Annotated in this window: 15 protein-coding genes, 2 tRNA genes and 5 pseudogenes; 10 read left to right on the top strand and 12 right to left on the bottom strand. The window is 63.1% G+C overall.

The genetic code is table 11. From position 1 onward, the window contains the following. Positions 1–61: 61 nt before the first annotated feature. Genes tmk through ACF0H6_RS16190 form a run of 3 tightly spaced genes read left to right on the top strand, consistent with a single transcriptional unit; the run spans position 62 to position 3502 of the window. Entirely contained in the window at positions 62–706 is a 645-nt protein-coding gene (gene tmk / locus ACF0H6_RS16200) for a dTMP kinase (RefSeq protein ID WP_395251332.1), read from the top strand. Further along, positions 703–1851, top strand: coding sequence for a DNA polymerase III subunit delta' (locus ACF0H6_RS16195; protein WP_395250579.1), 1149 nt, complete (start codon positions 703–705; stop codon positions 1849–1851). Before tmk ends, ACF0H6_RS16195 begins: the two co-directional genes overlap by 4 nt. Before the next feature lie 49 nt (positions 1852–1900). After that, on the top strand, positions 1901–3502 hold the full coding sequence (locus ACF0H6_RS16190; protein WP_395250578.1) for an alpha/beta hydrolase: 1602 nt from the start codon (positions 1901–1903) through the stop codon (positions 3500–3502). Between the two features lie 6 nt (positions 3503–3508). Here ACF0H6_RS16190 and ACF0H6_RS16185 read toward each other — a convergent pair whose 3' ends face one another. Further along, entirely contained in the window at positions 3509–4252 is a 744-nt protein-coding gene (locus tag ACF0H6_RS16185) for an HAD family hydrolase (protein WP_395250577.1), read from the bottom strand. A 222-nt stretch (positions 4253–4474) separates the two neighbouring features. On the opposite strand from ACF0H6_RS16185, the gene ACF0H6_RS16180 reads away from it, so the two are divergent. Then, a tRNA-Thr gene (locus ACF0H6_RS16180) sits at positions 4475–4547 on the top strand. 280 nt (positions 4548–4827) lie between these two features. Here ACF0H6_RS16180 and ACF0H6_RS16175 read toward each other — a convergent pair. Then, the gene (locus ACF0H6_RS16175) at positions 4828–4977 is read right to left on the bottom strand and encodes a hypothetical protein (RefSeq protein ID WP_395251331.1); all 150 of its coding nucleotides are present in this window, start codon (positions 4975–4977) and stop codon (positions 4828–4830) included. Positions 4978–5050: 73 nt separating this feature from the next. Then, positions 5051–6952: pseudogene (locus tag ACF0H6_RS16170) on the bottom strand (acyltransferase family protein); the annotation flags it as partial. Between the two features lie 106 nt (positions 6953–7058). On the opposite strand from ACF0H6_RS16170, the gene ACF0H6_RS16165 reads away from it, so the two are divergent. Beyond that, a complete protein-coding gene (locus ACF0H6_RS16165; RefSeq protein WP_395250576.1) occupies positions 7059–7196 on the top strand; it encodes a hypothetical protein in 138 nt (45 codons plus the stop codon). Positions 7197–7457: 261 nt separating this feature from the next. On the opposite strand, the gene ACF0H6_RS16160 is transcribed toward ACF0H6_RS16165, so the two are convergent. The 6 genes from ACF0H6_RS16160 to ACF0H6_RS16135 all read right to left on the bottom strand — a co-directional run bounded on the left by ACF0H6_RS16160 (position 7458) and on the right by ACF0H6_RS16135 (position 11568). Continuing rightward, complete coding sequence (locus tag ACF0H6_RS16160; protein WP_395250575.1) at positions 7458–8297, bottom strand: aldo/keto reductase; 840 nt, start codon at positions 8295–8297, stop codon at positions 7458–7460. Between the two features lie 114 nt (positions 8298–8411). Further along, positions 8412–8864: a hypothetical protein gene (locus ACF0H6_RS16155; RefSeq protein ID WP_395251330.1), complete on the bottom strand. Its 453-nt coding sequence runs from the start codon at positions 8862–8864 to the stop codon at positions 8412–8414. Between the two features lie 8 nt (positions 8865–8872). Then, positions 8873–9526 (bottom strand): bacterial proteasome activator family protein, encoded by a 654-nt coding sequence (locus tag ACF0H6_RS16150; RefSeq protein ID WP_395250574.1) that lies wholly within the window; start codon positions 9524–9526, stop codon positions 8873–8875. A 26-nt stretch (positions 9527–9552) separates the two neighbouring features. Next, the gene (locus tag ACF0H6_RS16145; protein ID WP_395250573.1) at positions 9553–10014 is read right to left on the bottom strand and encodes a GNAT family N-acetyltransferase; all 462 of its coding nucleotides are present in this window, start codon (positions 10012–10014) and stop codon (positions 9553–9555) included. Between the two features lie 5 nt (positions 10015–10019). After that, entirely contained in the window at positions 10020–10556 is a 537-nt protein-coding gene (locus tag ACF0H6_RS16140) for a PadR family transcriptional regulator (RefSeq protein WP_395250572.1), read from the bottom strand. 28 nt (positions 10557–10584) lie between these two features. Continuing rightward, positions 10585–11568, bottom strand: a complete 984-nt coding sequence (locus ACF0H6_RS16135) for an NAD(P)H-quinone oxidoreductase (RefSeq protein WP_395250571.1) — start codon at positions 11566–11568, stop codon at positions 10585–10587. A gap of 114 nt (positions 11569–11682) precedes the next feature. Between ACF0H6_RS16135 and ACF0H6_RS16130 the strand changes: the two genes are divergently transcribed. Beyond that, positions 11683–11770 (top strand) — tRNA-Ser (locus tag ACF0H6_RS16130). Positions 11771–11929: 159 nt separating this feature from the next. On the opposite strand, the gene ACF0H6_RS16125 is transcribed toward ACF0H6_RS16130, so the two are convergent. Together ACF0H6_RS16125 and ACF0H6_RS16120 are read right to left on the bottom strand one after the other, a co-directional pair. Beyond that, positions 11930–12139 carry a hypothetical protein gene (locus ACF0H6_RS16125; protein ID WP_395250570.1) on the bottom strand — a complete coding sequence of 70 codons (210 nt, stop codon included), beginning with the start codon at positions 12137–12139 and terminating at the stop codon, positions 11930–11932. Between the two features lie 64 nt (positions 12140–12203). After that, positions 12204–12668, bottom strand: a pseudogene (locus tag ACF0H6_RS16120) (ion channel); the annotation flags it as partial. A gap of 153 nt (positions 12669–12821) precedes the next feature. Between ACF0H6_RS16120 and ACF0H6_RS16115 the strand changes: the two are divergent. The 3 genes and pseudogenes from ACF0H6_RS16115 (at position 12822) to ACF0H6_RS16105 (ending at position 19274) form a co-directional block, all read left to right on the top strand. Beyond that, positions 12822–13700, top strand: a complete 879-nt coding sequence (locus tag ACF0H6_RS16115) for an undecaprenyl-diphosphate phosphatase (RefSeq protein ID WP_395250569.1) — start codon at positions 12822–12824, stop codon at positions 13698–13700. Between the two features lie 100 nt (positions 13701–13800). Continuing rightward, the gene (locus ACF0H6_RS16110; RefSeq protein ID WP_395250568.1) at positions 13801–14580 is read left to right on the top strand and encodes a VOC family protein; all 780 of its coding nucleotides are present in this window, start codon (positions 13801–13803) and stop codon (positions 14578–14580) included. A 375-nt stretch (positions 14581–14955) separates the two neighbouring features. After that, positions 14956–19274, top strand: a pseudogene (locus ACF0H6_RS16105) (ExeM/NucH family extracellular endonuclease). A gap of 96 nt (positions 19275–19370) precedes the next feature. On the opposite strand, the pseudogene ACF0H6_RS16100 reads toward ACF0H6_RS16105, so the two are convergent. Continuing rightward, a pseudogene (locus tag ACF0H6_RS16100) lies at positions 19371–21337 on the bottom strand (FAD/NAD(P)-binding protein). 119 nt (positions 21338–21456) lie between these two features. Here ACF0H6_RS16100 and ACF0H6_RS16095 point away from each other — a divergent pair. Continuing rightward, positions 21457–23717: pseudogene (locus tag ACF0H6_RS16095) on the top strand (prolyl oligopeptidase family protein). Positions 23718–23776: the final 59 nt, after the last annotated feature.

Raw genomic sequence — 23776 nt, 5'->3', positions numbered from 1 at the left:
AGTGTTCCTCTGTACGCTTAGATCCGTGACTACGCAGCGCCTTGAGCAGGACCAGAGCCCCATGCCGGACCAGCGCCCTGGGCTCTTCATCGCCTTCGAGGGCGGCGACGGGGCAGGCAAGTCCACGCAAGCCGCCCGTCTGGCCGCGGCCCTTGAGTCCCTCGGCTTTCCCGTGCTGCGCACCCGCGAGCCCGGAGGTACGCCTATTGGCGAGAAGCTAAGGTCCCTGGTGCTTGACCACGGTCATGGCACCATCGACCCTCGGACCGAAGCCCTTATGTTCGCTGCCTCCCGGGCCGCCCATGCAAGCCAAGTCATTCGTCCTGCCTTGGCGCAGGGTTCGGTGGTCATCACGGACCGCTACATCGACTCTTCCGTCGCTTACCAGGGTGCCGGTCGTGACCTCGGAACCATCGACGTCAGGCGCCTCAACGAATGGGCAACCGAAGGCCTCGAACCGGACTTGACGGTCCTTTTGGATGTCCATCCGGGTGATGGCCGGGACCGCAGAACTGCGGGGGACGCCACCGAGGACCGGCTCGAGTCAGAGCCCGACGCCTTCCACGCCCGCATCCGTGCGGCGTTCCTGGAATTGGCAACGGCCCGCCCGGAAACCTATCTCGTGCTGCCCGCCAACGATGCCATCGAGGACCTCGCCACCCGGATCCTCTCGCGTGTTCAGGACTTGCTCCGGAGCCGCGCATGACAGTCTGGGATGAACTCCAGGGCCAAGCGCCCGTCGTCGCGCAATTGCGCTCCGCGGCCCAAGGTGAAGGGCTCACGCACGCCTGGCTGTTCACCGGGCCGCCGGGCTCGGGCCGCTCCAATGCGGCCAAGGCGTTTGCCGCGGCGCTGAATTGCGAACAGGATGACGGTGCCCTTCGCGGCTGCGGCGAGTGTGCCTCGTGCCGGACCATCCTTGGCGAGACTCACTCAGACGTGACCTTTGTCCGCACGGAGAAGGTCACCATCACCATCGACGAAGCCCGCCAGTTGGTCTCCAAGGCCGGCGACCGGCCGGCGACCGGCCGTTGGCGCATCATTGTGGTGGAGGACGCGGACCGGATGGCCGAGCGCACCACCAACGTGCTCCTCAAGGCCATCGAGGAGCCCACGCCGCGGACCATTTGGATGCTGTGTGCGCCGTCGCCCGCGGATGTGCTGGTCACCATCCGTTCGCGCTGCCGCCCTGTAAGCCTCAGGCTCCCGCCCGCGTCGGACGTCGCCGCGCTGCTGGTGAGGCGCGACGGCGTCGACCCCGCCATTGCGGACCGGGCCGCCCGCGCAGCCCAAAGCCACATCGGAATTGCGCGACGGCTGGCCCGCGATCCGGAAGCACGCGAGCGCCGGCTGGAGACCGTCCGTTTCCCGCTGGGCCTTCACGGTGTCACCGCAGCCGTGATGATGGCGGAAAAACTGGTCAAGATTGCTACGGATGAAGCCAACAGCTCCAACGACGAACGTGATGCCGCTGAGAAGATCTCCCTCCTGGCGAGCCTGGGCGCTCCGGAGTCGGGCACACTGCCGCCGTCCATGCGGAGCCAGGTGAAGCAACTTGAAGACGACCAGAAGCGGCGGGCCAAGCGCTCCATCACTGATTCCCTGGACCGCACCCTGACCGATCTGCTGTCCTTCTACCGGGACGTCCTGGTGATCCAGATGGGCAACGCCGTAGAACTGGTCAACGTTGAACTCAGGCGTGAATTGGAAGCGTATGCCGCGGGCTCCACGCCGGAGATCACCCTGGCGCGCATGGATGCCATCAACAAGGCGCGCGTGCGGATCACCACCACCAACGTGGCCCCCTTGCTTGCCGTCGAGTCCATGGCGAGCAGCCTGATTCAGCAATAGCCCGATAGTTTAGAACTACAGCACGCTTCCCCAGCACGAGGAGTAACGCATGACGCCCGCACGACGCCGGCCCTCCGGGTCCCCTTCCCGGACACGGTTCCCCTCGCTGCGGCGGGCGGCGGCGGCAGTCGCCGCCACTGTTTCCGCGAGCCTGCTGCTCAGCGGCTGCGTGTTCTCCATGCCGGCACCCAACGACGGGTCCAGCAATGGGTCCACCAGCGTCAGCACGCCAGATCCGTCCATCGCGGCCGCCGCACCTGCGGGCTTGGAGAGTTTCTACTCTCAAAAGGTGACCTGGACGTCCTGCGAGCAGGGATTCCAGTGCGCCAACTTCAAGGTGCCGGTGGACTACGCCAAGCCCGATGGCGGCACCATCTCCATCGCCGCGATCCGACTCCAGAGCCAAGGCACAAAGAAGGGCTCACTGCTGGTGAACCCGGGTGGCCCCGGGGCCTCGGGCTACGACTTTGTCAGAGACGCCGCCAAAACCCACTTCACCAGCAAGCTGCGGTCCAGCTTCGATCTGGTGGGCTTCGATCCCCGCGGAGTGAAGCGCTCGGCGCCGGTGACATGCCTCAGCGATTCCGAGCGCGACGCTTCCCGCGAGCAAGTGTACCGCTTAGACACGGACCAGGGCATCGCGGCGGATTTGGCAGATAACAAAGCCATCATCGCCAAATGCGTGGAAAAGTCCGGCCCAGCCCTGGCACACATTGACACCGAGAGTTCCGCCAAGGACATGGACATCCTCCGCGCTGCGCTAAACGACGCGAAGCTCAACTACCTTGGCTTCTCCTACGGAACCTCACTGGGCTCCACGTATGCCTCGGAGTTCCCGGACAACGTCGGCAAGCTCGTGCTGGATGGCGCGGTCGATCCTGCCCTCAACAACGAGGACCTCACGGCCGGCCAGGCGGAGGCATTCGAAAAAGAACTCCACACTTATGTAGCGGATTGCCAGGCGCACTCCGGATGCCCCATGTCCGGAAGCGCCGACGACGGCGTGCAACAGATCCGCAACCTCATCGCTGACGTCGAACAGACTCCAAAGCGCGCCAAGGACGGGCGTTTGGTGAATGGCTCGACTTTTGTCAGCGGCTTGTTCACGCCGCTCTACAGCAACGAATCGTGGCCTGTCCTGACGCAGGCCTTGGATGCCGCGTTCAAGGGCGACGTCTCGCTCATGCTGCGGATTGCCGACCTGGGCGCGGACCGCGAACCGAACGGGACCTACAGCTCGAATACCGCGTTCGCTTTCAACGCCATCAACTGCCTTGACTACCCCATGGTCACGGACACTGCGGGAATGCGGGCCGAGGAAGCCCGGCTCAAGCAGGTCTCCCCCACGTTCGGGTACTACTTCGCCTACGGCGGCGTCAACTGCAAGGACTGGCCATACAAACCGGTGCACACGCCGGCTCCCGTCAAATACTCGGGCAAGGCACCCATTGTGGTTGTCGGCACCACCGGAGACCCGGCCACTCCTGTGGCCTGGGCAGGTTCATTGCGGAAACAGCTCGGCAACGCCTCGCTGGTCACATGGCACGGCGAAGGCCACACCGCCTACGGCCGCTCCAACCAGTGCGTTTCCGACGCCGTGGACAACTACTTCGTGGACGGGAAGGTACCTTCCGACGGCACTATGTGCTGACACTGGCTAGAGCCGTGCGGCGCGGGGCTCCAGCAGGGCGGGCAAGGACTTCACTGAGGGCACGACGGCGGTGGCGCCGGCCGCGCGCAGGGCAGCCTCTGAGTGGAAACCAGTAAGGACGCCCACTACCGCGGAGGCACCGGAGCGAACACCTGACAGCATGTCCGAGCTTGTGTCCCCTACTACGGCGACTTCGCGGACATCATCCAGGTCAAGAGCCAGCACGGCGGTGAGGATCATGTCCGGGTAAGGGCGTCCGCGGCCGGCATCGGCAGGACACAGGCTGAGATCGGCTTTCCCCATCCAGCCCAGCGATTCCAGCACCATGTTCTGGGTGTGGCGTCCGAAGCCCGTGGCCAGGCAGACCTTCATGCCGGAGTCCCGCATCCAGTCGATGGTTTCCTCGGCTCCGGGGATTGCGCGGACGCCGCCGTCTGCAATCAGATCATCGTAGGCACGCTCGAAAGCCTTGTTGGCGCTCCCTGCCCGTGCCGCATCCTCGAAAAGGTGGCTGAATACGGTCAGCTTCGAAAAGCCCATGGTGTCCAGGGCATAGCCGAGCATACTTTCGAATCGGGGCGAGCCGGGCTCGACGCCGGTCTCCTGCAGCGCCCGGGACATCGCACGTTCCGTACGTCCATCGTCGGTGATGGTGGTGCCCACCATGTCCAGCACAGCAAGCCGGAGCCGCTGCGCACGGTGTGCTCCGGCGTCGTCCGTGTCGATCCTGTTGCTGCTGTCCATGCTCATGGGTCCCCTTCGCTGGTCGATGGCCGAAATCGTGCGGCCACATTAGTCCGCCCAGCTTGCCCCCGGTCCGCGAAGACGGCCTGAACCGGGCGCGACGGGCGAGTGAATTCCGCAACAACGGCACCGCGGGGGCCGGATCCGGCGCTGTTTTGACCCGGACGAGGTGACTCTATTACAGTTGTATCTTGCGTGATTCAGCCGGTGTCCGGACGATAACGCGGTGCTTCCTTAGCTCAGTCGGTAGAGCGTTTCACTCGTAATGAAAAGGTCATCAGTTCGATTCTGATAGGAAGCTCGAAGAAATCCTCTAGAACTCAACGGTTCTAGGGGATTTTTCTTTGCCGGGAATCGCTCAGGTGTACTCCACGGTGTACGCACGGTCCGTCAGCGAGCATATCCGGAACTGACCGCGCATGAGTGCGAACGAGCCACGAAAGGGCCCCCACCCTCTATCTATGAGGGTGGGGGCCCTTGTCGTGCCCGGATACGGTGGCTCCGTGGCCGTCTTCACCCTCGACGCCACTACCTGCTAATACCCGCGCCCGGGCCCCGGGGAAGGGGTCCGGAGCTAGAGGCTAGCCCAGTATGGCGCGGCCAAGAACTGGCGCCAGCTTCGCAGAGAAGGCCGGCGTTAGGTGCTCCCCCTCGACAGAGACCGGAGTGTTGCCAACGAATGAGGGGCAGACGCCCTCCTGTGTGCAGAACCAGGAATGAGGTCGATACATAGCGCACTCCGGGCACCGCCGCCGCCGCATCCTTATTAGCCTGAAGTACGATTTTGAACGGCCCGCCATCAGACACGCAATCGGACGGTTTGCTGATCTTGGTAGCACACACCTCAAGGTTCTTGCCATTAGGCGGCGGGGACAAAAGCACTACCTGCGCTTTGGATAGCCCCCGAATCTTGGTGAGCGTCTTCGTGCTCGCGTCACGCCAAGTGTTGAACACATTGGGATCCCCCTTCGCCCCCACCATTCGGGCTGGTGTCGCGAGGGTACTTGATGCGATGACCATTTGCGGCTGAATCTGGCGTACCTTCTCGAAGGCCCACTGCTGGTGAGCGCTGCAAGTCTCTGCGAAGGTCGGGTCATTGGGCCGGGTCATCGGTACTTCGATCGCGGGGCACTGGCCCAGCGTCAGAGCCTGAATCTTCCACCCCTGCTTACCGAGGGACTCACGCAGGCCTGGCATCCAGCTGATGGCGGCAGAGTCGCCCAGCAGGACGGCCGTTTTGGTGGCTGTGGCGTCCCCATACACGCACCTCGCGACATTCTGGTCGTTCGTGTCCAGGCACTTGTCATCCTTCCACTCAGGAACGAAGTTGCCATTGAGGGAGTCAGCGCTTGGCTGCAACTCGGGCCAAACATCGGCATCCACGGCCGCTTTCACTTGGGCAGCCAACGCTTGCTCCGGGGTGACCGAAGCATCAGCAGGCTGTGCCGAGGCGCTGGCCGCAGATGGCGTATTCGGAACAGCAAGAGCCATAGCCGTGGTGGCAAAGATCAGTAGAGCGAGCATGCCGACCGCGACCAACTTAAACCTGTTGCCTACGGGCTGGGGCCGGCCGCTTTTCCCGCCTGGTTCAAGCCACGATGATTTCCGTACCTTGTCTTCCACTAGATGGTAGGAGGCAGCCGAAACCGCGAACATAGCGGCAAGGAAGAGCAGGTCAACGGCGGCACGGGTGCGGGGCAAGAGCGCCGCACCGACGATGATGATCGGAAAGTGCCAGAGGTACAGGGAATAAGAAATGTCTCCGACGTAGACAGCCACCCGATTCGTGAGCGGGTACAGGAAGTTGCTGCCGCCAGTGCCAGAAGCGATAACCATTGCCGTGGCAATTACCGGCAGCGCCGCTCCGGGTGCCGGGAACGGGGTCTCCGATGTGATGACGAAAAGGCTGGCAATGATTCCGCCGAGTCCGACATAGCCAAGCGCTGGCCGGGCCGCGGCTGGTATTCGCTGGAGCACCGGGACCATCAGAGCCAGTAGCGCGCCGATGCCCAGCTCCCACACGCGGGACGTTGTTGAGAAATAGGCGATCGTGGGAGCGTTGGCGGTTTGGGCCACCGAGATCAGGAAGCTGCCGGCGACGATGATGACCATTGACAACGTCAGAACCCGTCGTGCCCTGGCGAAATCCCAGCCCATGCGATGTACGAGTAATCCGAGGACTCCCACGATAATGAGCGGCCAGGCCACGTAGAACTGTTCCTCGACCGCCAATGACCAGAAGTGCTGGAGCGGCGATACTGGGCCAGCGGCCTGCATGTAGTCAGTACCGGCGATAACGAACCGCCAGTTCGCTCCGAATACCAGGGCGAACAGGCCGTCCCAAGTTACCTCTTTTGCGCGCCCACTGGGGAATAAAGCCCAGACAGCAGCGATCGTCACCGCTAGAACCAGCAGCGCGGCGGGGAGGATCCTACGGGCACGCTTCCGGTAAAAATCCGCAAAGGAAATTCGCCCCTGCTTTTCGTAGGACCGCAAGAGAATGCCCGAGATCAGGAAGCCTGAGATGACGAAGAATACGTCCACGCCAACGAACCCACCGGTCGGCCACTTGAAGAAGTGATCTGCGACGACGGAAAGAACGGCCAGTGCGCGAAGGCCCTGGATGTCGAGACGGATTTTGCTTCTGTTTTGTGCCTTGGCCACTGCGGGATTTGTGGCATGACGAGGTGCCGTTTGAATCGACATGGAATTCCCCCAACTTGAGACCTGCAAAAGATTCTATCCGATGCCGCCATATGCCCCGTCCATTTCGGTGGGCAGGTCCCCTTTCAGTGCCCGCTACGATTACGCCATGGCATCATTCACCCTTGACGGGTCACGTACGCGCACGCCGAACGCTGGAACCAGACCCACGTACAAGCACGCCGAACGCTGGAACCAGACCCACGCACAAGCACGCTGGCAGGACGACGACCGCCGGCCGCAATGAGCATGGATACCCGCCAGCAATGTCCGCCGCGTTCCCGATTCCGAAGAGGACATCTGGGAGTATCACCGATGCCCGGAGAAATTGCGCGGCGTCCGCTCTACCCCACCGTTTCACTCGTAATGAAAAGGTCATCAGTTCGATTCTGATAGGAAGCTCGAAAAAGCCCCGCCCATTCCGTGGAATGAGCGGGGCTTCCTTTTTGCCTGCAGAGGCGCTTTTCAAAGGCGCTTTCAAAGACGCCGCAAGGGCGACTTGGGCCGACTACGCGAAGTCGGAAACCGCGGGGTCCGGTCCGATGCGGCCTTCGGCGCCTCGGTCCAGGCCGTTGATGGCCTCGATGTCGGCCTCGTCCAGGGTGACGCCAAGTGCTGCGAAGTTCTCCTGGATCCGGGACTCGGTCACGGACTTGGGGATCACTACGTTGCCAATGGCCATGTGCCAGGCGATAACCACCTGTGCCGGGGTGGCGCCGTGCTTGGCAGAGATCTGCGCGATGGTGGCGTTCTCGAGGAGCTCGCCGCCCTGGCCCAAAGGCGGCCAGGCCTGGGTCAAAATGCCCCGGGCCTCGGCGAACTCACGGAGTTCGGACTGGTTGAAGAACGGGTGCAGCTCGATCTGGTGGATCGCAGGAACCACACCAGTCTCGTCGATGATGCGCTGCAGGCCTTCCTTGCTGAAGTTTGAGACACCGATGGACTTGACGCGTCCGCGCTTCTGGAGCTCGATGAGCGCCTTCCAGGTGTCCACGAACTTGTCCTGCTTGGGCTGCATCCAGTGGATCAGGTACAGGTCAAGGGTTTCCAGGCCGAGGCGGTTCATGGACTCCTCGAAAGCCGTGAGGGTGGACTCGTAGCCCTGGTCCGCGTTCCACAGCTTGGTGGTGATGAAGATTTCCTCGGGAGTGAGGCCGGAGGAAGCGATGGCGCGTCCCACACCTGCCTCGTTGCCGTAGATCTTGGCGGTATCGATGTGGCGGAAGCCGGCGTCGAAGGCCTGACGCACTACCTTTTCAGCTACATCGTCCTCAACCTGCCACACCCCGTAGCCGAGCTGGGGAATGGAGTTGCCGTCGTTAAAAGTAAGGTTCGGTGACGAAGTCATGGCCTCCATCCTGCCAGCCACGCGCGCCGGGTGGCTACGCATTGCGGCCCGTCTAAGCTAGGCGCTTAATAGTTGCCATGTGGGAATAGACGCGCCTGCACCTATCTGGGAACCCTATGGACCGGTCTGCTTTCTCAACTGGCGTTCCGCTTCCTCCACGTGCTCATAAACGGCTTCGGCGCGTCGTCGCACCGACAGCGCGCCCACAGGAACCGGCCCGACGGCGAGACGCAGCATCGCGGCGGCCTCCGCCGTCGTGGCAAGAGAGTTCCCCGCTTTGGACAGCGCACGATGGACACCCGCAAGCGATCCGGGAATATCCAACCCATCACTGGGCGAACGGAGCTGCGCCTCCACACAGATGGCACGCACCCTGGACGACAACTCCGCCAATTCGTTGGCAATGGCTACGAGTTCGCCATAGAGCTCTTCGTCTTCCACGCCCTCAAGGACCTGGTGATACCGGTCAAGGCCGCGGTGAAAGCGATCGTGGGCACGCCTCCACAATCCTCTGCCGAGTTCAGCATCATCCTTCCGCCCCTGCCGGACGGTCGCAAAGAATCCCAACCCCATGCTCAGAGGTATTGGCCCGGACCGTGGTCCGGATCTTCAACGCGAGGCGGTTTGCCAGGGCCCGGTTCCGAACCCGGGAGGTGGGCACGTTGCGGCTCACCATTCTCGCCAATAACGACGCCCGGGGCGATCAAAGTTCCGGGCGGGAGCTGGCGAAGCTGCAGCTGGGCAACAGCATGCTCCCGGGCAGCCTGCTGGGCGGCAATAGCAGTCTGGATTCCGTGGAACAGCCCTTCGAGCCAACCGACCAACTGGGCCTGGGCAATCCTGAGTTCGGCATCCGACGGAGTGGAGTTTCCGGGAAACGGAAGGCTGAGGCGTTCCAGCTCTTCCACGAGTTCCGGAGCGAGGCCCTCCTCGAGCTCTTTAATGGAGCGTTCGTGGATTTCCGCCAGGCGCCCCCGGGCTGCATCATCCAAGGGAGCGCTCTTCACTTCTTCGAGGAGCTGCCGGATCATAGTGCCGATCCGCATCACTTTGGCAGGTTCGTCTACGAGGTCCTGCAGTGTGCTCCCCTTTTTGGCACCAGGCTTGCCGCCGTCCTTCGGACCGGCTTCCGATGTGCTCTGCGCGGTGCCGGCGTCCAAGGTTGTGCCCTCCACCGGGATGTCGTCAAAGCTCTTGCCATGAGGTTGAGTGCCGTCCTGATCGCTCATGCGTTCATACTCTCACGGGCCGCAACTCAGCCCAGAGCCTTGACGAGTATTTCGCCTTCGTCCTGAGCGAAACCACATTTTTCGTAGAAGCCAGTGGCGTAGACGTTGGCCGGGACCCAGACTTCGGTTATTTCCTGCGCCCGCATCCATTCCTCCATGACGGCCAGGAGGGACCGGCCGATCCCGCGATGGCGCCAATCCACATGGGTCCCCATTTCCAGGAGAAGCAGCTCCGCCCATGGCCCGGGAATGCGCCGGCGCTGAATGCAACAGTGGAGGAACCCAACAGTCTCCCCTCCCGACTCAGCCAGCCAGAACAGCACGGAAGGGTCGCCCAAAAAGGAACGGGCGGCGTCGTACGTCAACGTGCCTGAAGGCTCGACTGAAGGATCCTCGTCGAAGAGGTTGTCGGTCGCCGCGAGGCGGATCAACGCGTCGGCGTCGTCGGGGCCCAATAGCCGAATCCTGACATCAGCGTTCGTTGCCATGGAACTTACCGGGAACCGTTGGCTTGCTGGACCAGCCTGGCCTCGCAAAGATCCAGCCAGCGGGCCTCAGCCTCGGCATGGAAGATCAGGGAATCCAGGACGAGAAGCCTGGCCGTATCCGTCACTCTCTGGTTGGCGGCCACGTCCTTGCGGGCCTGGGTGTGCACTTGCAGTTCCTGCAAGGAAATCTCCCTTTGGGCCTGGATGAGCGCGGTGACATCGGTGCCCGCGGTCGTGACCGCAAGCGCGAGTTTGATGGCCAATTCATTCCGCGGCGGAACTCCCCGGTCCACCGCAGTTGCGAACCATCGGCGGATCTCTGCGGTCCCGGCGTCGGTGATGCTGTAGAGCACGTGGCCGTGGCCGTCGTCGCCGTTCCTACGGACCAAAGTATCTCGCTCCAAGCGGTTCAGCGTCGTATACACCTGACCGATGTTCAGCGGCCAGACGGCACCCGTCCGTTCCTCGAAGGCCGTGCGCAGCTCGTAACCGTAGCGGTCTCGCTCCTGAAGCAGGGCCAGGATGCTGTACCGGATGGACATTCGCTCTCCTTGGTGCGGCAGGACGCTTTCAAAGCAACAGCAGGACTTTGCCCATGTGCTCGCCGGAATCGAAGTACTCGTGGGCTTCGCGGACCTGCTCCAACGGGAACGACTTGGCCACGAACGGCTTGATCCGGCCGTCGGACAGCATCGGCCAAACCGACTCGCGCACGGCGTTCATGATGACGCCCTTCTCGGCGACCGGCCGCGGACGTAGCGCTGTGCCGATGATCGCGGCGCGTTTGCTGACCAACTGGCCGAGGTTGAGTTCGCCCTTGACGCCACCCTGCAGCCCGATCACCACCAACCGGCCGTAGTCCGCGAGTGCTTCCACGTTCTGCTGCAAGTATTTGGCACCCACGACGTCGAGAATCACGTCCGCGCCTTTGCCGCCGTTTTGTGCCTTGAGGCTGACGGCGAAATCTTCCTCCGCATAGTTGATGGCAATGTCCGCTCCGAGATAGGCCTTCGCTGTGCCGACCTTTTCGGCCGTTCCGGCCGTGGTCGCAACCGTTGCGCCATACGCCTTGGCGAGTTGGATGGCCATAGTGCCAATGCCGCCGGTTGCCCCATGGATAAGGACCGTCTCACCCGCCTGCAGCTGGGCAGTCATGATGAGGTTCGAGTACACAGTGGCAGCCACTTCAGGCAAGGCCGCGGCAGTGACCAGATCCACGCCGTCGGGCAATCGCAAAACCTGCTCGGCCGGGACCGCAACTTGCTGCGCGTAGCCGCCTCCTGAAAGCAGCGCCACCACCTTGTCACCCACCGAAAACGGCTTGCTCACTCCGGGGCCGAACGCGGCAATCCTGCCGGAGACCTCAAGGCCGGGAATGTCGGATGCCCCCGGTGGCGGCGGGTAGAAACCGCGGCGCTGCTGCACATCGGCCCTGTTAAGGCCGGCGGCGACGACGTCGATGAGAACCTCGCCGGGGCCGGGAACCGGCGCAGGGACGTCACGGATTTCCAGGACCTCGGGCCCGCCCGGTTCGGAGATGAAGACGGCTTTCATAGAGTGCTCCCGATTCCTTACTCAGCGCAGTTGTCCTTTCGGACACCTTAACCGCGTTCATCGCGGCGGCAGGTTTTTGGCACAGCCAACTCCCTATGAAACACTACTAGGCAGGGAAGGTTGTCCGAGCGGCCTAAGGAGCTGGTCTTGAAAACCAGTGTGCGGTAACCCCGCACCAAGGGTTCAAATCCCTTACCTTCCGCGTGGCGCCTTTTAGGGCGCGAACTGGCAGCAGATGCCCACAGAATCGCATTCTGTGGGCATCTGCTGCTTTCTCGGTTTGTTCGGCGGCGCCGGCGGCCTTCAGTAAGTGCGGTCCCCCAGACGGCGCTCAAGCAGCCCGACGCCGGGTACCAGATTCCTAGTCCGCCGTTCCTGTTGCGGGTGGAGCCTGCACTTCGGCACTTTGCCCCGTGCCGCCGTCGGACGCTTCCAGCAGGGTGGTGAGCCGTTCGACCTGCTCGGCCAGCCGCCGGATCTCCCGCTTCATGGGTTCCTCGGCAACGGTCGCCGCGGCCGCGGCCCCCGACGAGACTTGCTCCACCAGCCACGACGCCACTGACGCGGTCACGACACCCAGTGACGGCGATCCCGCAGATCATCAGCCCGCCGGCAACGCACCGGCCCACGATTGTCACCGGGTAGTGGTCTCCATAGCCCACTGTGGTGATGGTGACCATTGCCCACCAGATGGCGTCGCCGAAGTTGGTGATGTTGGCGCCCGGCGCGTTCTCCTCCGTGTCAAGCACGGCGAGCGCGCCGCAGTAGGTCAACAAAGCTGCGGATCCCAGGACAAAGGTGAGAATGCGGCCACGCATGGCATTCCCCGCGGTTCGATGGAGCAGCTTCAGGAGTGTGACAAGCCGCAACAGCCTGAGGGGCCGCAGAACGGGAAGCGCCAGTATCAGCAACTCGTGAAGGTTCCGCACGAACCAGTGGGCCCGGCGGCGCGCCAGCACGAGGCACATGGCGTAGTCCAGGGCAAAAACCAGCCAGGTTCCCCAGATAATGGTGTCGACAATGAATGATTGGGACTCGTTGAGGTTGGCGATAACTTGGAAGGAGTAGGCAACCAGGAACAGCACTGCTGCCGCTACCATGGGCCATTCGGAAACCCGCCGCCATCGTTCTTGCGTCATTGGACGATATTAGTCGCGAGTCGGGCGAGATTAGCCCCGAATCCTGGGGGCGGCGCGGCCTCCTCCCAGCAAACGTTCACCTCCCAGTAACCGATGCTGACTAGGATCAACTGCATGATTAATATGATCCAGGCCGTCATCATGGGCCTGCTGCAGGGAATTACGGAGCTCTTCCCGATTTCCAGCCTCGGCCACAGCGTTATTTTGCCCAAACTATTCGGTTGGGGCCTGGACCAGAAGGCGCCACATTTCCTGAACTTCCTGATCGCTACCCACCTGGCAACAGCGATCGTGCTGTTTTTCTTTTTCCTGCGCGACTGGATTGAAATCGTCAAGGGACTTGGACGTTCCATCAGGGACCGGAAGATCTCGCCGTCAGATACCTACGCGAAGCTAGGCTGGTTGCTGGTGATCGGCACGGTGCCGGCAGGAATCATCGGACTCGCCTTGGAAAAGCCCATCCGGGAGCTCCTTGGTTCCCCGCTGATCGCAGCGGCGTTCCTGGTGGTCAACGGACTTATCCTGTTCGCCGCCGAACGCCTGCGGTCAAGGGAACGGCAGCAGCCGGTAGCCCGGCACGCGAGCGCAACCGCTTCCGACGCCGAAATCGCCACACTCTCGTGGAAACGCGCCTTGGGAATCGGAACGGCCCAGGCAGCCGCCCTGATCCCGGGAATCTCCCGTTCCGGCTCGTCCATGGCGGGCGGTTTGCTGTCCGGCCTGAACAACGAGAACGCCGCCCGGTTCAGTTTCCTGCTTGCGACGCCGATCATCGGTGCGGCCGCTGTGCTCAAGCTACCTGCACTTTTCAGCCCGGACATGGCCGACGAGCGCGGCGTTTTCCTGGTCGGCGCGCTCTGCGCTGGCGTCGCCGCATGGTTCGCGACCAAGTTCCTGCTGCGTTTCTTCGAAACCCGGACCCTGACCCCGTTCGCTATTTATTCAGTAGTCGGCGGCGCGATTTACTTCGTCCTGATGCTCGTCATGGGCTAAGGCATTGAAACTGTCGGAGGCCACGCATAGGGTTTTGTCTGTCTCCACCAACCACTCAGAATGACCGTGGCTTCGGCCTCGGCTCGACACAGGAGCAAACATGCCTAAGCCTGATATCACCCCCGGTGCACCGTGCTGGATCGACCTGATGACCTCGGACCCGGAGAAGGCCAAGTCCTTCTACAACTCGCTCTTCGGCTGGACCTACGAGACGGGGGACCAGGAAGTGTATGGCGGCTACATCACCGCGTCGAAGGACGGCAAGATGGTGGCCGGAATCATGCAGAAGCAAGAGGACATGGGCCAGATGCCGGACGTCTGGTCCACGTATTTGCGCACTGACGACATCAAAGCCACCACCGAAGCAGCCACAGCCAACGGCGGTCAGGTGTACATGGAGCCGATGGATGTTCCGGAACAGGGAACCATGGCGATGTACGCGGACTCCTCCGGCGCGGCAATCGGCGCCTGGCAGTTCGGTGCGATGAAGGGCTACGAGGTCGCGGCGGAAACGGGTACCCCTGCTTGGCACGAGCTCCTGACCAAGGACTACACCTCGGCCGTGTCCTTCTACCAGAACGTCTTCGGTTGGGAAACAACGGTCATGGGAGACACTCCTGAATTCCGTTACTCCACCCTCGGCGCCGGTGACGACGCCAAGGCCGGCATCATGGATGCTTCCGGTTTCCTGCCTGCCGAAGTGCCGTCCAACTGGGGCGTTTACTTCGCCGTGGACAAGGTCGATGCAAGCATCGAGCAGGCCGTGTCACTGGGCGCCAACGTGATTCAGCCGGCCGAGGACACTCCGTACGGCCGGATGGCCACGCTGACTGACCCGACTGGGGCCGTCTTCAAGCTCATCGAGAACCAGGCTTCATAAGCCCACAACATCGCGGACCCTGTCTGCGGGAGTTGGCCAGCAACGGCCAACACCGCAGCAGGGTCCTTTTTTGTGCCCCGGATTTTGCGCCCCTGATTCCCCCCGAGCATGCGCTTGGGTTGGCTGGTTCTGTCACCGCGCGGCCACTCTGCATTCACCCTGCGCTGATGTGATGCTCGGACATGAGGCTTAACCGGAGTGACTCCGGGTAAGCCTCATGCGCCCCCGCACCTGCGACGGGCATCATCCCCAGCGCCCCACGGGGCCCTCATGAAAGTTCGAACGTGCAATCTAAAAATGGGAAATTCTTAGTCGGAATGGTCCTTTCAGCGGGGTTGCTTGCAGCCCCGCTGATGACCGTTCCGGAACAAGTTCGTGGAGCTATACAACAACTCCGATACCGCTGTTAGCCTGAACGGCTGGTCGCTCCAGTATCGCGCAGCAAGCAACGCCAATCCGCCCACCTTCATCACTCCCCTGAGCGGCAATATTCCGGCTAAGGGATACTTCCTTATCAAGGGCGCCAGCAACAGCGCGGCTTCGACGGCGGCAGAATTGCCAGCCGCCGACGTCGACGGTTCCGGCACGCTCAACCCAAGCGGAAGTGCCGGAACGATCGTCCTTGCGAAGCAAAGCACCGCAGTGAACCCGCTCCCCACGGGTTCACTAGTGGACAATGCCGCTGTGGCCGATCTTCTCGGCTATGGCAATTCCAATACCTTTGAGACCGCAGCTGCCCTCGCACCGGCAAGCAACACGGACATCAAGAGCCTGAACCGGACTAACGGAGCCGACGCCAACAACAATGCGGCCGATCTGAGCCTTAGTGCCTCGATCACCCCGACGGCGGCGGGTGCCGTCATTCCGCCCGATACCGATCCGGCGGCCAAGACGATCGCGGAAATTCAAGGCACAGGCGCGGCCAGCCCGTTCGTCGGCGCCACAGTCACCACCCGCGGCAAAGTCACTGCCGTTTACGCCGCCGGCGGATTCAACGGCTACTACGTGCAGACGCCCGGTAGTGGCGGCGACACCGATCCGGCGGCCAGGACGGCGTCGGACGCCTTGTTCGTCTACTCACCGTCAACCGTTGGCAACACCCGGATCGGTGACTTCCTCGAGCTCACCGGTGTGGTGAGCGAGTTCTCCAACCAGACCCAGCTCACCGCTGATGCGGCCGGAGTCAAGAAGCTCACCGAGGCCGCTCCCGAGGTCAAGCCGAGCAACTTCTCCCTCCCTGCCGACGAGGCAACCCGCGAGCGCTACGAAGGCATGCTGATAGCGCCGCAGGGCGCCTTCACCGTGACGGACAACTACTCGCTCAACCAGTACGGCGAGATCGGTCTGGCCGCCGGGACGTCTCCGCTGGTCCAGCCCACTGCCGTAGCGACTTACGGCTCGCCCGAGTACAACGCGGTGGTTGCGGACAACGCCCTACGCGGCATCAAGCTCGACGACGGCGCGTCCACCAACTTCCTCAAGGACGCGTCCACGAAGGCGCAGGAACTCCCCTACCTGACCACGAGCGATCCCGTCCGGGTCGGATCGGCAGCGACCTTCCGTACCAACGTGATCCTCGGATACGGGAACAACTCCTGGAAATTCCAGCCCCTCTCCCAGCTGACCCCGGCCACCGCAGACTCCGTGCAGCCCGTCAGCTTCACAGGTAGCCGGCCCCAGGCCCCGGCCAACGTGGGCGGCAACCTGAAAATCGCCTCCTTCAATGTGTTGAACTTCTTCCCCACCACCGGTGACCAGCTCACCGGCTGCAACTACTACACGGACCGGGACGGCAATCCAATCACGGTCAAGGACGGTTGCAACGCCCGCGGTGCGGCGAATGCCGAGAGCCTCCAGCGCCAGCAGGCAAAGATCGTCTCCGCCGTCACCAAGTCGGGCGCCGACGTCGTCTCCTTGGAGGAGATCGAGAACTCGGCGCAATTCGGCAAGAACCGCGACGATGCCCTCGCCAAGTTGGTAGATTCCCTCAACGTTGAAACCCCGGGAATCTGGGACTACGTCCGCACGCCTGCCAACGCTCCCCCGCTGAGCGATGAGGACATGATCCGGACGGCTTTCATTTTCAAGAAGGCCACAGCAGAACCCCTGGGTGAGTCGATCATCCACAACGACACCGTCGCTTTCGCCAGCGCACGCAAGCCCCTCGGCCAGGTATTCAAGCCTGTGGGGGCCAGCGATGACAAGAAATTCATCGCCATCGTGAACCATTTCAAATCCAAGGGCTCAGCAGTCACTCCTGACGACACGGACAAGGGCCAAGGCGCCTCCAATGTTGCCCGGACAAAGCAGGCGCAGTCGCTCCTGAGCTTTGCCGATCAGTTGAAGTCCTCCAAGGGCACGGACAAGGTTTTCTTGATCGGTGACTTCAACGCTTATTCCAAAGAAGACCCGATCAACGTCCTCACGGGCGCCGGCTACGCGGATCTGGAAACCAGCACTGGCAAGCACTCGTATTTGGGCGGTGGCATGGTGGGCTCGCTCGATCACATTCTGGCTTCCCCGGCCGCTCACGATGTAGTCACGGGAACCGATATCTGGAACATCAACTCGGTGGAGTCAGTCGCATTCGAGTACAGCAGGTACAACAACAACGTGGGCAACTACTACGCCGCGGACCAGTTCCGGGCCAGCGACCACGATCCCGTGGGGTGGTTGGCTTGAACCTGCCGGCCACCCCGGCCAGCGTTGACCTGCAGCTCCTGGGGATCAACGACTTCCATGGACGGATCGACAGCAACACTGTCCTGTTCGCCAGCACCCTCGAACAGCTCCGTGCGGCGGTGGCGCCTGGCGCCACCGCCTTCATCTCCGCGGGAGACAACATCGGCGCTTCCCTCTTCGCTTCCGCGGTGGCCAAGGACCAGCCGACTATCGATGTTTTGAACGCCCTTGACCTCAAGGCCTCCGCGGTGGGGAACCACGAGTTCGACGGCGGATGGGCGGACCTGCGCGACCGCGTCATCGCCGGCGGCAACAACGCGAAGTTCCCGCTTCTGGGAGCCAACGTCTACCAGAAGGGCACCACCACGCCGGTGCTGCCTGAGTACACGGTGGTTGACATGAACGGCATCAAGGTGGCCGTCATCGGCACCGTGACCCAGGAAACCCTGTCATTGGTCAGCCCGGCCGGCATTGCGGACCTTGAATTCGGCGACCCGGTGGATGCGGTCAACCGGGTGGCTGCCAAGATCAAGGCCGGCAAGCTGGCCGATGTGATCGTCGCGGAAATCCACGACGGCGCAGGATCGGGCACGCCCGAAGGCGTCACGATCGAGCAGGAAGTCGCTGCGGGCGGCCCGTTCGCCAAGCTCGTGAAGCAAACCTCGCCCGATGTAGCGGCCATCTTCACCGGCCACACGCACAAGGAATACGCCTGGGACGCCCCGATCCTCGACGCCAACGGCCAGCCGACCGGCAAGACCCGCCCGATTGTCCAGACCGGCAATTACGGCGAAAACATCGGACGAATCACCCTGACCGTGGACACCAAAAGCATGGCCGTCACGGCTTACACAGCGGGCAACGTCAAGCGCGCAACAACGGACATGTCCGTAACGTATCCGCGGGTTGCACAGGTCAAGGCCATCGTGGACAAGGCGCTGGCCGAGGCTGCCGCCGTCGGAAATCAGCCCATTGGTGCCGTTACTGCAGATATCACCACGGCATTCACGCCGGACCCCGCCGGCGGGGCTCCCAAGCGTGATGATCGCGCCAGCGAATCCACGCTGGGCAATCTCGTGGCGGACTCCTTGGTGGACACGCTCAAGGCAACAGAACTTGGCGGGGCGGATATCGGCGTCGTGAACCCCGGCGGCTTGCGTAACGAGCTCTACTACGCGCCCGACGGCACCATCACGTACGCGGAAGCCAACGCGGTGCTGCCCTTCGTGAACAACCTCTGGACCACGTCCTTGAGCGGCAAGCAGTTCAAGACGCTTCTCGAGCAGCAATGGCAGACCAACGCGGACGGCACCGTGCCGAGCCGGCCATACCTGCAGCTGGGCGTGTCCAAGAACGTGAACTACACGTTCGACGCCGCCCGTGCGGCGGGTGATCGCGTCACCGCTATTTGGGTGAACGGCGCGCTCATCGATCCCGCGAAGTCCTACCGGATCGGCACCTTCAGCTTCTTGGCCGCAGGTGGCGACAACTTCCGGGTCTTCACGGAGGCCAGCAACACCAAGGACTCCGGACTGGTGGACCGTGACGCGTGGATCAAGTATTTGAAGGCGCACAATCCTGTGTCGCCGGACTTCGCGCGCCGTTCCGTTTCGGTCGTGAACACCACGGCGGTGGGGGTAAAGAGCGGGGACGCCATGACCTTGGCCGTCTCCAAACTGAACCTGACCTCGCTCGGCAGTCCGCAGAACGCCTCCCTCAAGGCCGTTTTCACGGATGCGAAGGGGATCGTTACGCAGTTGGGAACGGTCGCTGTAACGTCCGGAGCAGCAACGGCAAACCTCAAGGTGCCCGGCGGAGCGTCCGCCGGAACAGGCACCTTGGCGCTGACCGCCGTCGAGTCCGGGACTGTGGTGAAGGCTGCCGTCACGGTTGCCGCTCCGCTGCCCCCGAAGTGCACGGCGCCGGTCCTGCCAAGCAAGTGGTACGACGTCCTGGGCTGGATCAAGTATGCCTTCGCCTGGCTCGAGTACCAGAAGTGCCTTAGGGGCTAAGCGCAGCACCTACCCCCGATGAGCATGCTCTCCCTGGGCCTGACGAGTGGACATATCAGGATTATGTCCACTCGCAGGAACGGGCGGGGAGCATGCTCATTTTTTGATGGGTAGGCCGAGCATGTCCCTGGCTATTTCGTCTGCGTCGCGGAGGGTCCGTTGGCCGCTTCGGTAGGCCGGGCCGTCGGAAGGCCGGGCTTCGGCGGCAATGGCCGTTCCCCATTGGGCGGAGGAAAGCTGCAGGCCAAGGGCGTACATGCCGGGAGTCACGGAGCCGTTGGCACCCACCAGACGGTAAGGGTGGGCCTGGACATCCAATCCCGAGGTCTGCACCGGCATTCCTTCTGCGGTCATCATCACCTTTGGCCGCACCAAACCGTCGTCGAGCAGTTGCCGCAGGAGCGGGGACATGCTCACCCCCACCCTGTTGGCCGGAGACATGGCCTCAATCAGCGTCCTGGCCTCAACTGCGTCGTCGTGTACCCAGGCGGACACCGCGCGGAAGACACCCCGGGCCCGTTCAACGTAGAACCGCGGATCCGGACCCACGAAGCTCACGACGCCGGCACGCGCCAAAGCTGCCAACTGTTCGGCCCGCACAGCGGGAGGCCCGCTCGCGAGTCCCTCAACGAAAGTCTCGAACCAGCCCCGAAGCTCGCCCACCCACGATTCGTCGGTGATGCCGCCGTCGGCCACGGCACTCTTCAGAATTGCCCGTCCCGTGTGCAGAGCGCCGATGGCCATTTTCACTGGATCGGACTCACCCAGCGCTGAGCGCCGGGCGTCGTCGTCCAGGTAGTCCACGACGGCGGCGTCGAGTTCCTTCCTGGACGCGAAGGAACGGCCAGCCAACGGCGCTGCGAGGCCTGGAAGATCCAGGCGGCGCGATGCTGCAACGTGGGCGGTAACCAACTCTGCGACCTGGTTTTCCCATCGCACGGTGGCATGCGCGTGTGGCTTCAGAAGATCTTCGAGCGCAGCTAGGAATTCCGTCGCATGAGACACAGCCATCGGCTCTGCAACGGCCAACGTGGAGTAGTAGGCCCACAGAGTGTCCCGCTGCAGGAGGGGCCAGAGGTCGTGGTCGAATCCCGGCTGGATGCCCGCGATGGCGAACCGCTCCAGTGCGCCCTCCGTCAGGTACCGCAAGCGCACGGACTTCGGGTAGTAACCGTCCAGCCCGGCTTTGGCCCGGTAGGGAGTACCGCGCCTGGACGCCGCGATGATTTTTGGTTCACGACCCGAGGGCAAGTACTTAAGCTTTCCCGGGAGCCTGGCGTCGCCCGCCACGAATTGTCCGCCGCGGCCTTCCGTCAGCTGGCCCATCACGTCGAAGAAGTTCAGGCCCATGCCCCGCACCAGGACCGTCTCCCTGTCGGGAACAACAGACCAGTCGACGTCGGCAGGCGCAGCCGGTGGAACGTACAGCAACCCGAGCTCTCCCGCAGCTTCGCTGAACGAACGCTGCTCCGGGTTGAGCCGGGACTCAAGATGGCCAAGCGCAAGGACGAGGGCATCCACGGTGAGGTGGCCGCCGTCGTCGAGTTCGACGTCGAACCCTCCGCCCGCAGTACCCGCCGGCAAGGCGCCTGCCGGTCCATCCGTCGGTCCATCCGTCGGCTCAGGCGTCGGCCCGGGCGTCAAGGGATGCGCGGAGACGGCGCGGCACCGATGGAAGGCGATCTCGACGCCGGGCGGGAGCCGATCCAGCAATTCCTCGAGCGTAGAGCGCAGATACCGGCCATAGAGGGCGCGGCTGGGAAAGTCGTGGGCGGCAAGGGCGCCAAGCTCGGCCCGTTCCTCGGTGCTCAGGCCCGGACAGCCCGCGGAGCGTTGCCAAGCCCGCCATTTATCGAAAGAACCCCCGGCCAGGGTGGTGCTAGACGCTCGTCCTCGGGAATCAGGGTGGGGTAGAACGACTGCGTGTTCATGAGGTACAGCCGGGACTGTTCTGGCTGCCAGACGTGTCCGGGACCGGCCGGATAGGGGTCGACGACGTCGATGTGCAGGGAGCGCGAACCCGTTTCCATCGCGGCCCAATTGGCCAGTAGACGCTCCAACATGCTGGTGCCACGGGGACCCGCCCCGATCAGTCCCACCCTCATGTTCTGCGATTTATCCACGCCCAAGCCTAACTTCTTGTGACTTGCATCCTTCTCAGACAGTGACTCTAGGATGAAGGATGACCACCACAGCAGCTGATCAAGCGCCCGCGCCCGGCAAAGAAACTGCCCAGGGAACCGCAACCGCCCCCGAACCTGTCGACGAGAATATCTGGCTCGAGAACATCCACGGCGAGGAACAGCTTGCCTGGGTGCGGGAGCAAAACGCCCGCACCGAAGACCTGCTCGACGACGCAGACTACCCCGCCTTGGAAGCCGGAATCCTCGAAGTTCTGGACTCCACGGACCGGATCGCCATGGTCAACAAGCGCGGCGAGCATTACTACAACTTCTGGAAGGACCAGCAGAACCCCAAAGGTCTCTGGCGCCGCACCACGTGGGAAAGTTACCTCGGTGACGCCCCGGAATGGGATGTGCTCCTGGACATCGATGCCTTGGCCGCCGCTGAAGGCGAAGAATGGGTCTTCCACGGCGCCAACTTCCTGCGCCCGGCTGAAGGCGAACCACATCGTTTCGCCGTCATCGCCCTGTCCCCCGACGGCGGCGACGCCAACCGCCACCGCGAGTTCGACGTCGAGACCCGCAGTTTCGTCGACCCTGCCGCCGGCGGTTTCGACCTTCCGACGGCGAAGGGCAACGTGAGCTGGCTCGACGCCGATACCCTGCTTGTTGCCACAACCGCTGACGGCCTCCCGAAAACCAGCTCGTCCTACGCGCGCACCGGGGTGAAGCTCCGGCGCGGCCAGACATTGATCGAAGCCGAGCGGGTTTTCGAGATCCCCGAAGACCACATGATGGCCCTTGTTGCCCACGACTCAACGCCGGGATTCGAACGCACCTTCGCCGTGGACTGGATCGATTTCTTCAACCGGACCACCTCCGTGCTGCGCAACGACGCGTGGCTTGCCATCGATGTCCCCACGGACGTCAACCTCAGTTCCCACCGCGGATGGCTCATGTTCCGTCCGCGGCAGGACTGGACGGTTGGCGACGCCACCTACCCGGCCGGATCGCTGCTGGCAGCCGACTTCGAGGGCTATCTGTCCGGGGACCGCGACTTCACTGTGCTGTTCACCCCGGATGAGCACACTTCCCTGCAGTCCTGGAGCTGGACGAGGGATTATCTCCTCTTAACCTTCTGCATGACGTGTCATCTGAGATCAGGGTGCTCGATCCCGGCCATAAAGACACCGCCGGCGGTTGGGCCGTGACCCTGCTGGACGCGTGCCCGCCGCTGCACGACGTGAACGCCTACGCTGTGGACGACGAGGACGAAGAAGAAGGCGACGACGCCGGCAATGACTACTGGCTCGTGGCAACCGGCTTCACCACACCCACCACTCTCATGCGCGGCACACTCTCCCCGGGCGTCGCCACTTATACCCTCGACGCCGGCCACGACGGCGGGGTGTCCAGCCAGCACGCCGTGGTGAAGTCCTCGCCGTCGTTCTTCAACGAGGCGGACTACGAGGTCCAACAACACTTCGCCACCTCGGCAGACGGCACCCGCGTGCCCTACTTCCAAGTGGCTTCCAAGGATCTGGACCTCGACGGCGAGAACCCTACGCAGCTTTCGGGCTACGGCGGATTCGAGATCTCCAGGACCCCGGCCTACAGCGGAGCGATCGGTCGCGCTTGGCTGGAACGCCGGAGCGAGAGCATCCAGTCTGAAGACGGCTCCGCAACCCATTCCCGGGGCGGCGTGTACGTGGTGGCCAACATCCGCGGTGGCGGCGAGTACGGACCGGCTTGGCACCGCGCAGCCTTGCAGTCCAATCGACACCGCGCGTTCGAGGACTTCGCGGCCGTTGCACGGGACCTTATCTCCCGAGGCGTCACCAGCCCACGCCGCCTCGGCTGCGTTGGCGGCTCCAACGGCGGATTGTTGGTAGGCAATATGCTCACGCAGTATCCGGAGCTGTTCGGAGCGATCTCCTGCGGCGTCCCGCTGTTGGACATGCGCCGCTACACCAAACTTTTGGCAGGCTACTCCTGGATTGCGGAATACGGCGATCCGGACGTCCCGGAACAGTGGGAATTCATCCGCACCTTCTCGCCTTATCACTTGCTGCGGGACGGAGTGGACTACCCCGAGACGTTCATCTGGACTGCCACCTCCGACGACCGTGTGGGGCCCGTCCAAGCCCGGAAGATGGCGGCCCGGATGCAGGCAATGGGCATCCCCAACGTGTGGTTCCACGAAGCACTTGAAGGCGGCCACGCCGGTGCCTCGGACAACCGCCAGGCCGCCTCGCTCCAGGCCCGCAGCCAGCATTTCTTGTGGCGGGCACTCGCGGGCAAGGAAGGCGCTGGGCACTAGCGCCCTCGACGATTGAGCGCCCGACGGCGGCCCGCGCCCCCGTTTTGCGCTGGATGCCC

This window comes from Arthrobacter sp. NA-172, from assembly GCF_043952055.1.
Taxonomy (GTDB): Bacteria; Actinomycetota; Actinomycetes; order Actinomycetales; family Micrococcaceae; genus Arthrobacter.
Note: the sequence above shows the minus strand (reverse complement) of the source record. Positions and strands in the feature narration are given on the sequence as shown.

Excerpts from the sequence above, each read along its gene's own strand:
- ACF0H6_RS16175 (WP_395251331.1), bottom strand. The coding sequence starts at position 4,977 with ATGTATCGACCTCATTCCTGGTTCTGCACACAGGAGGGCGTCTGCCCC.
- tmk (WP_395251332.1), top strand. The coding sequence starts at position 62 with ATGCCGGACCAGCGCCCTGGGCTCTTCATCGCCTTCGAGGGCGGCGAC.
- ACF0H6_RS16150 (WP_395250574.1), bottom strand. The coding sequence starts at position 9,526 with ATGAGCGATCAGGACGGCACTCAACCTCATGGCAAGAGCTTTGACGAC.
- ACF0H6_RS16190 (WP_395250578.1), top strand. The coding sequence starts at position 1,901 with ATGACGCCCGCACGACGCCGGCCCTCCGGGTCCCCTTCCCGGACACGG.
- ACF0H6_RS16140 (WP_395250572.1), bottom strand. The coding sequence starts at position 10,556 with ATGTCCATCCGGTACAGCATCCTGGCCCTGCTTCAGGAGCGAGACCGC.
- ACF0H6_RS16110 (WP_395250568.1), top strand. The coding sequence starts at position 13,801 with ATGCCTAAGCCTGATATCACCCCCGGTGCACCGTGCTGGATCGACCTG.
- ACF0H6_RS16195 (WP_395250579.1), top strand. The coding sequence starts at position 703 with ATGACAGTCTGGGATGAACTCCAGGGCCAAGCGCCCGTCGTCGCGCAA.
- ACF0H6_RS16160 (WP_395250575.1), bottom strand. The coding sequence starts at position 8,297 with ATGACTTCGTCACCGAACCTTACTTTTAACGACGGCAACTCCATTCCC.
- ACF0H6_RS16145 (WP_395250573.1), bottom strand. The coding sequence starts at position 10,014 with ATGGCAACGAACGCTGATGTCAGGATTCGGCTATTGGGCCCCGACGAC.
- ACF0H6_RS16185 (WP_395250577.1), bottom strand. The coding sequence starts at position 4,252 with ATGAGCATGGACAGCAGCAACAGGATCGACACGGACGACGCCGGAGCA.
- ACF0H6_RS16135 (WP_395250571.1), bottom strand. The coding sequence starts at position 11,568 with ATGAAAGCCGTCTTCATCTCCGAACCGGGCGGGCCCGAGGTCCTGGAA.
- ACF0H6_RS16165 (WP_395250576.1), top strand. The coding sequence starts at position 7,059 with ATGGCATCATTCACCCTTGACGGGTCACGTACGCGCACGCCGAACGCT.
- ACF0H6_RS16115 (WP_395250569.1), top strand. The coding sequence starts at position 12,822 with ATGATTAATATGATCCAGGCCGTCATCATGGGCCTGCTGCAGGGAATT.